13 protein-coding genes are annotated in these 6,284 nt (G+C 35.3%); all 13 read left to right on the top strand.

The features are described 5' to 3' along the window. Positions 1-253 precede the first annotated feature (253 nt). The 13 genes from rpsJ (at position 254) to rplX (ending at position 6,266) form a co-directional block, all read left to right on the top strand. Entirely contained in the window at positions 254-565 is a 312-nt protein-coding gene (gene rpsJ / locus Q0V67_RS07120; RefSeq protein WP_023050803.1) for a 30S ribosomal protein S10, read from the top strand. Between the two features lie 178 nt (positions 566-743). Beyond that, positions 744-1,370: a 50S ribosomal protein L3 gene (gene rplC / locus Q0V67_RS07115; RefSeq protein WP_185875504.1), complete on the top strand. Its 627-nt coding sequence runs from the start codon at positions 744-746 to the stop codon at positions 1,368-1,370. A gap of 30 nt (positions 1,371-1,400) precedes the next feature. Beyond that, positions 1,401-2,033, top strand: coding sequence for a 50S ribosomal protein L4 (gene rplD, locus Q0V67_RS07110; protein ID WP_297598242.1), 633 nt, complete (start codon positions 1,401-1,403; stop codon positions 2,031-2,033). Further along, the gene (gene rplW / locus Q0V67_RS07105; protein WP_185875506.1) at positions 2,033-2,320 is read left to right on the top strand and encodes a 50S ribosomal protein L23; all 288 of its coding nucleotides are present in this window, start codon (positions 2,033-2,035) and stop codon (positions 2,318-2,320) included. The genes rplD and rplW overlap by 1 nt, the downstream gene beginning before the upstream one ends. A gap of 90 nt (positions 2,321-2,410) precedes the next feature. Next, positions 2,411-3,241: a 50S ribosomal protein L2 gene (rplB, locus tag Q0V67_RS07100; protein ID WP_185875507.1), complete on the top strand. Its 831-nt coding sequence runs from the start codon at positions 2,411-2,413 to the stop codon at positions 3,239-3,241. A gap of 24 nt (positions 3,242-3,265) precedes the next feature. Then, entirely contained in the window at positions 3,266-3,547 is a 282-nt protein-coding gene (gene rpsS, locus Q0V67_RS07095; protein ID WP_023050808.1) for a 30S ribosomal protein S19, read from the top strand. A 44-nt stretch (positions 3,548-3,591) separates the two neighbouring features. After that, a complete protein-coding gene (gene rplV, locus Q0V67_RS07090; RefSeq protein WP_023050809.1) occupies positions 3,592-3,924 on the top strand; it encodes a 50S ribosomal protein L22 in 333 nt (110 codons plus the stop codon). A gap of 15 nt (positions 3,925-3,939) precedes the next feature. Then, positions 3,940-4,596, top strand: a complete 657-nt coding sequence (gene rpsC / locus Q0V67_RS07085) for a 30S ribosomal protein S3 (RefSeq protein WP_297598240.1) — start codon at positions 3,940-3,942, stop codon at positions 4,594-4,596. Between the two features lie 2 nt (positions 4,597-4,598). Further along, on the top strand, positions 4,599-5,021 hold the full coding sequence (rplP, locus tag Q0V67_RS07080) for a 50S ribosomal protein L16 (protein ID WP_297598238.1): 423 nt from the start codon (positions 4,599-4,601) through the stop codon (positions 5,019-5,021). Next, positions 5,021-5,203: a 50S ribosomal protein L29 gene (gene rpmC / locus Q0V67_RS07075; protein WP_023050812.1), complete on the top strand. Its 183-nt coding sequence runs from the start codon at positions 5,021-5,023 to the stop codon at positions 5,201-5,203. Before rplP ends, rpmC begins: the two co-directional genes overlap by 1 nt. Positions 5,204-5,247: 44 nt before the next feature. Then, complete coding sequence (gene rpsQ, locus Q0V67_RS07070; protein WP_297598236.1) at positions 5,248-5,499, top strand: 30S ribosomal protein S17; 252 nt, start codon at positions 5,248-5,250, stop codon at positions 5,497-5,499. 34 nt (positions 5,500-5,533) lie between these two features. Next, positions 5,534-5,902, top strand: a complete 369-nt coding sequence (gene rplN / locus Q0V67_RS07065) for a 50S ribosomal protein L14 (RefSeq protein WP_297598234.1) — start codon at positions 5,534-5,536, stop codon at positions 5,900-5,902. Between the two features lie 22 nt (positions 5,903-5,924). Further along, entirely contained in the window at positions 5,925-6,266 is a 342-nt protein-coding gene (gene rplX, locus Q0V67_RS07060) for a 50S ribosomal protein L24 (RefSeq protein WP_297598232.1), read from the top strand. Positions 6,267-6,284 lie beyond the last annotated feature (18 nt).

Here is a 6,284-nt window from a genome sequence, read left to right as displayed (position 1 = left end):
GAAGAACAGTAGCTTCTGGAGTTGTAGCAGAAATTACTAAGTAATCTAACTTATTTTTAGAACTAGTGAAAATTAGTTCAATATAGAAGGGGAATTAACCCCTTCTATATTATTGTTATTAAGCTCAAAAAAACTTTTGTATATAAACAAAAAACATTTGCTTTTTGTAAAAAATATGGTATAATTACCAGAGTGTACAAAAGAATTATTTAATTCTTTTAATCGAAACTTTTAAGGAGGTGCGAAAGGTAAAATGGCTTCTAACAAGTTAAGAATTTACTTAAAAGCTTATGATCACACTTTATTAGATCAGTCAGCTAAGAAGATAGTGGAGGTTGCTAAGAAATCTGGTGCAGAGATCGCAGGACCAATGCCACTGCCTACAAAAATCAAGAAATACACGGTACTAAGATCAGTACACGTAAACAAAGACTCGAGAGAACAATTCGAGATGAGAGTACACAGAAGAATGGTTGAGATTAAAAACTCTAACCCTAAGACAATTGCTTCTTTAACAGCAGTTAACTTACCAGCTGGTGTTGGAATTGAAATAAAGCAAGCTTAATTGTTTTAAGAAGATTCTAAAAAAAAGCAAACAGCTGATTTTCGGGTAATTTGATGCTAATTGAAGAATTAAATTATCCTTACAGAATAATACAAGTTGGCGTTTTTTTTTAAAGAAAAGTGGTGGAACCACGAGGGCAAGTTGTCAACCAATATATTATTTGATGGAGGTAAAACACATGTCAGGAATTTTAGCTAAAAAAATTGGAATGACTCAAATTTTCGAAAATGGAAAGTTTATTCCAGTTACAGTAGTTGAAGCAGGACCTAACTTCGTACTTCAAAAGAAGACTGTAGAGAATGATGGTTATTCAGCTTTACAATTAGGTTTTGATGAAAAAAGAGAAAAAAATACTACAAAGCCATTAATGGGAATCTTTAATAAAGCTGGAGTTAAACCTTTAAGATTTGTTAAAGAACTAAAAGTAGATTCAGTAGAAGGGATCGAACTTGGACAAGAAATTAAAGTTGACACTTTAGCAGAGGTTGCTTTCGTAGACATTACAGGAACTTCAAAAGGTAAAGGAACATCGGGTGTTATGAAGAGACATAACTTCTCTGGAAACAGAGCAACTCATGGTGTATCTAGAAACCATAGACTTGGAGGATCAATAGGAATGTCATCTTGGCCTGGAAAAGTTCTTAAGAACAAGAAAATGGCTGGACAATACGGAAATGCAACTGTAACAGTTCAAAATTTAAAAATTGTTAAAGTTGACGCAGAAAACAACTTACTACTAATTAAAGGTGCAGTACCAGGTCCTAAGAACGGTTATATCGTTGTTAAGCCGGCTGTAAAAAAATAATTAGTTAGTAGATGAGGAAGGAGGAAAATAATGGCAGTTTTAAACATATATGACTTAGCAGGTAACCAAACTGGTACTGTAGAAGTTAAAGATTCTGTATTTGGAATCGAGCCTAATAAAGCAGTTTTACACGAAGTATTGACTGCAGAGTTAGCAGCTGCTAGACAAGGAACTGCAGCTACTAAAACTAGAGCTATGGTTAAAGGTGGAGGAAGAAAACCTTTTAAACAAAAAGGAACTGGAAGAGCTAGACAAGGTTCTATCAGAGCACCTCACATGGTAGGTGGAGGAGTTACTTTCGGACCACACCCAAGATCATACGAGAAAAAAGTAAACAAAAAAGTAAGAAATCTTGCTTTAAGATCAGCACTTTCTGCGAAAGTTGCTGCTGGAGAAATCTTAGTTCTTGATGGAACTATAGAAACTCCAAGAACAAAAACAATAATCGCTTTAACAAATGCTTTAACAGCAAACACAAAGCAATTATTTGTTGTAAATGACCTTGCTACAGAAGCTGATTACAATTTATATTTATCAGCTAGAAACTTAGAGAACGCAGTAGTTCTTCAACCAAATGAGATTGGAGTTTACTGGTTATTAAAGCAAGAGAAAGTTATCGTTACTAAGGAAGCGTTAACGACAATCGAGGAGGTGCTTGCATAATGACTGCTTACGATATCGTAAAGAAGCCTGTAATCACTGAAAAGACTGAAATCTTAAGAAGAGATTACAACAAGTACACATTTGAAGTAAGTCCTAAAGCAAACAAGATTGAGATCAGAAAAGCTATCGAAACAATATTCAACGTAACTGTTGAGTCTGTAGCTACTATGAACGTAAAGCCTGTGACTAAGAGACACGGAATGAAACTTTACAAAACTCAAGCTAAAAAGAAAGCTATTGTTAAATTAGCTGCTGGAAACACAATAACTTACTTCGCAGAAGTTTAATTTCAATAATAATTAGAAGTTTAATTCTTTGTATTAAGGATGAAAGCTAAAGATAGTTATAGGTCAGGAAAATTTTGGAGGTTAACAGAAATGGCAATTAGAAAGTTAAATGCTATAACTAATGGAACTAGACACATGTCTAGATTAGTTAACGAAGATTTAGATAAAGTTAGACCTGAAAAGTCTTTAACGACACCACTAAAATCTGCTTATGGTAGAGATAACTATGGACACAGAACATGTAGAAATAGAGAAAAGGGACACAAAAGACTTTACAGAATCATCGACTTTAAGAGAAATAAATTAGATGTACCTGCAAAGGTAGTATCACTTGAGTACGATCCAAATAGAACTGCAAACATTGCATTACTATCGTACGCAGACGGAGAGAAGAGATATATTCTTGCTCCAAAAGGACTTAAAAAAGGTGATATCGTAATGGCTGGTTCAAATGCTGAAATAAAGCCAGGAAATGCTCTTAAATTAAAAGAGATGCCTGTTGGATCACAGATACACAACGTTGAGTTACAAAGAGGAAAGGGTGGACAATTAGTTAGATCTGCAGGAACTGCAGCAAGACTAGTTGCAAAAGAAGGAACTTACTGTCACGTTCAGTTACCATCAGGTGAATTAAGATTAGTTCACGGAGAATGTATGGCAACAATCGGTGAAGTAGGAAACTCTGAGCATAGCCTAGTTTCACTAGGAAAAGCTGGAAGAAATAGACACAAAGGAAGAAGACCTCATGTAAGAGGATCTGTAATGAACCCTTGTGATCACCCACACGGTGGAGGAGAAGGTAAAGCTCCTGTTGGAAGAAAATCTCCAATGACTCCTTGGGGTAAACCAGCTCATGGTGTTAAAACAAGAGGAAGAAAAACTTCGGACAAGTTTATCGTAAGAAGAAGAAACGAAAAGTAATTTTCGAGAGGAGGCTAATAGGTAATGGCTAGATCATTAAAAAAAGGACCTTTTTGTGACCACCACTTAATGAAAAAAGTTGAGGAAGCAGTAGCTACTGAGAATATAAAAGCGGTAATAAAGACTTGGTCTAGAAGATCAACAATATTCCCTAACTTTATAGGATTGACATTTGGTGTTTACAACGGTAAAAAGCACATACCAGTTCATGTAACTGAGCAAATGGTTGGACATAAACTAGGAGAGTTTGCACCGACAAGAACATATTATGGTCACGGTGTTGACAAAAAGAAAAAGAAAAAATAAATCGATTTAATATAAATCGATAGTATGAAAAGGAGGTTGGACTAGTGGAAGCTAGAGCAATAACTAGATTCGTAAGATTATCTCCAAGAAAAGCTAGACTTGTAGCAGACTTAGTGAGAGGAAAATCAGCATTAGAAGCTTTAGATACGTTAGAATTTACTAACAAAAAAGCGGCTAGATTTATAAAGAAAACACTAGCATCAGCAATTGCTAATGCAACTAACAACTTCAATATGGATGAGGAAAAGTTAGTAGTATCAACTATAATGATAAACGACGGACCAGCGCTTAAGAGAATAATGCCAAGAGCGATGGGAAGAGCGGATATAATAAGAAAACCAACAGCACACATTGTTGTGGCAGTGTCTGAAAAGTAGTAAGGAGGTAAGACTGTGGGACAAAAAGTAGACCCTAGAGGACTGAGACTTGGTATAACAAGAACTTGGGAATCTATCTGGTATGCAGATAAAAAAGAATACGCAAAGTTCTTCCATGAGGATATAAAGATCAGAGAAATGATCAAGAAGAGCTACTTCCACGCGGGGATTTCGAAGGTAAAAATCGAGAGAACTTCTCCATCACATGTTGTAGTTTTAATATACACAGCTAAAGCTGGAATAGTAATTGGAAGAAAAGGTTCTGAAATTGAATCTTTAAGAGCAAGACTTGAGAAGTTAACTGGAAGAAAAATTACAGTTAAAGTTCAAGAAGTAAAAGAATTTAACAAAGATGCAACTTTAGTTGCTGAAAATATAGCTACATCTATCGAGAAAAGAGTAGCGTACAAAAGAGCAGTAAGCCAAGCTGTAATGAGAGCTATGAAATCTGGAGCAAAAGGAATCAAAGTTATGGTTTCTGGAAGATTAAATGGTGCTGAGATCGCAAGATCTGAGTGGGTAGTAGAAGGGAAAGTACCTCTACACACATTAAGAGCAGACATTGACTATGCTACAGCAACAGCTCACACTACGTATGGAGCTCTTGGAATCAAAGTTTGGATCTTCCACGGTGAAGTACTTCCAACTAAGAAGGAAGGAGGGGAAGCGTAATCATGTTAATGCCTAAAAGAACAAAACATAAAAAAATGTTTAGAGGAAGAATGAAGGGTACAGCTCAAAGAGGTAACACTGTTGCTTTCGGAGATTACGGATTACAAGCCCTTGAGCCAGCTTGGATAACTAACAGACAAATAGAGTCTTGTAGAGTTGGAATCAACAGAACATTCAAAAGAGAAGGAAAAACTTTCATCAGAATATTCCCTGATAAACCAATAACTGCTAGACCAGCTGGAGTTAGAATGGGTAAAGGTAAAGGAAATGTAGAAGGTTGGGTAGCAGTAGTTAAACCTGGAAGAATGTTATTCGAGGTATCTGGTGTTACTGAGGAGAAAGCATTAGCAGCTTTAAGAAAAGCTACTATGAAACTTCCTATTAGATGTAAGATTGTAAAAAGAGAGAACGGTGGTGAGAACTAATGAGAGCTAAGGAAATAAGAGAAATATCTACTGAAGACTTAGTAGTAAAGTGTAAAGAGCTTAAGGAAGAATTATTCAACCTAAAGTTTCAACTATCATTAGGACAAGTAACTAACACTGCTAAGATAAGAGAAGTAAGAAGAGAGATCGCAAGAATAAATACTATATTAAACGAAAGATAATCTTTAACGTTAATATAGATTCTTAAGAAGAGGAGGTCAAAATCTTGAGAAACGAAAGAAAAGTAAGAGAAGGTATAGTTGTTTCAGATAAGATGGACAAAACAATAGTTGTTGCTATCGAAACTACAACATTACACCCAATCTACAAAAAAAGAGTTAAAAAGACTACAAAGTTTAAAGCACATGACGAGAACAATGTAGCTCAAGCTGGAGATAAAGTAAGAATCATGGAAACTAGACCATTATCTAGAGATAAGAGATGGAGACTAGTTGATATTATAGAGAAAGCAAGATAATAATTCAAATTATTGTTGAGAGGAGGATATTTTAATGGTACAACAACAAACTATCCTTAATGTTGCTGATAATTCGGGAGCTAAAAAACTTATGGTTATAAGAGTTCTTGGAGGGTCTAGAAGAAGATTCGGTAGAATCGGTGACATTGTTGTGGCATCAGTTAAGGAAGCAATACCTGGTGGAAACGTTAAAAAGGGAGACGTAGTTAAAGCAGTTATTGTTAGAACTAGAAAAGAATTAAGAAGAGAAGATGGATCATACATAAAGTTTGATGATAACGCAGGAGTTATTTTAAACAATAACAATGACCCAAAAGCAACAAGAATCTTTGGACCTGTTGCAAGAGAATTAAGAGCTAAAGACTTCATGAAGATAGTTTCACTAGCTCCAGAAGTAATATAATTGAGAGAGGAGGCTAATTGTCGTGGCTAAACCTAAGATTAAATTCGTACCAGAGTCATTACATGTGAAAACTGGTGATACAGTTTTCGTAATATCTGGAAAAGATAAAGGTAAAACAGGGAAAGTTGTAAAAGTATTTCCTAACAAAGGTAAAATCGTAGTTGAGAATATCAACATGGTTACTAAGCACATGAAACCTTCACAAATAAACCCACAAGGTGGAGTTGTAACTAAACCAGCTCCAATGTTCTCTTCAAAAGTAATGTTATTTGATGAGAAAGCTGGGAAACCAACAAGAGTTGGTTACAAGTTTGTGGACGGTAAAAAAGTAAGATACTCTAAAGTATCTGGAGAGACTTTATAAGAGAGGAGGAGAACGTAA

Origin of the sequence: uncultured Cetobacterium sp. (assembly GCF_947072685.1) — a bacterium.
Lineage (GTDB): Bacteria > Fusobacteriota > Fusobacteriia > Fusobacteriales > Fusobacteriaceae > Cetobacterium_A.
Note: the sequence above shows the minus strand (reverse complement) of the source record. Positions and strands in the feature narration are given on the sequence as shown.

What these genes read in the sequence shown, in the direction of transcription:
- rpsJ (WP_023050803.1), top strand. Translation starts at nt 254, where the DNA reads ATGGCTTCTAACAAGTTAAGAATTTACTTAAAAGCTTATGATCACACT.
- rplC (WP_185875504.1), top strand. Translation starts at nt 744, where the DNA reads ATGTCAGGAATTTTAGCTAAAAAAATTGGAATGACTCAAATTTTCGAA.
- rplD (WP_297598242.1), top strand. Translation starts at nt 1,401, where the DNA reads ATGGCAGTTTTAAACATATATGACTTAGCAGGTAACCAAACTGGTACT.
- rplW (WP_185875506.1), top strand. Translation starts at nt 2,033, where the DNA reads ATGACTGCTTACGATATCGTAAAGAAGCCTGTAATCACTGAAAAGACT.
- rplB (WP_185875507.1), top strand. Translation starts at nt 2,411, where the DNA reads ATGGCAATTAGAAAGTTAAATGCTATAACTAATGGAACTAGACACATG.
- rpsS (WP_023050808.1), top strand. Translation starts at nt 3,266, where the DNA reads ATGGCTAGATCATTAAAAAAAGGACCTTTTTGTGACCACCACTTAATG.
- rplP (WP_297598238.1), top strand. Translation starts at nt 4,599, where the DNA reads ATGTTAATGCCTAAAAGAACAAAACATAAAAAAATGTTTAGAGGAAGA.
- rpmC (WP_023050812.1), top strand. Translation starts at nt 5,021, where the DNA reads ATGAGAGCTAAGGAAATAAGAGAAATATCTACTGAAGACTTAGTAGTA.
- rplN (WP_297598234.1), top strand. Translation starts at nt 5,534, where the DNA reads ATGGTACAACAACAAACTATCCTTAATGTTGCTGATAATTCGGGAGCT.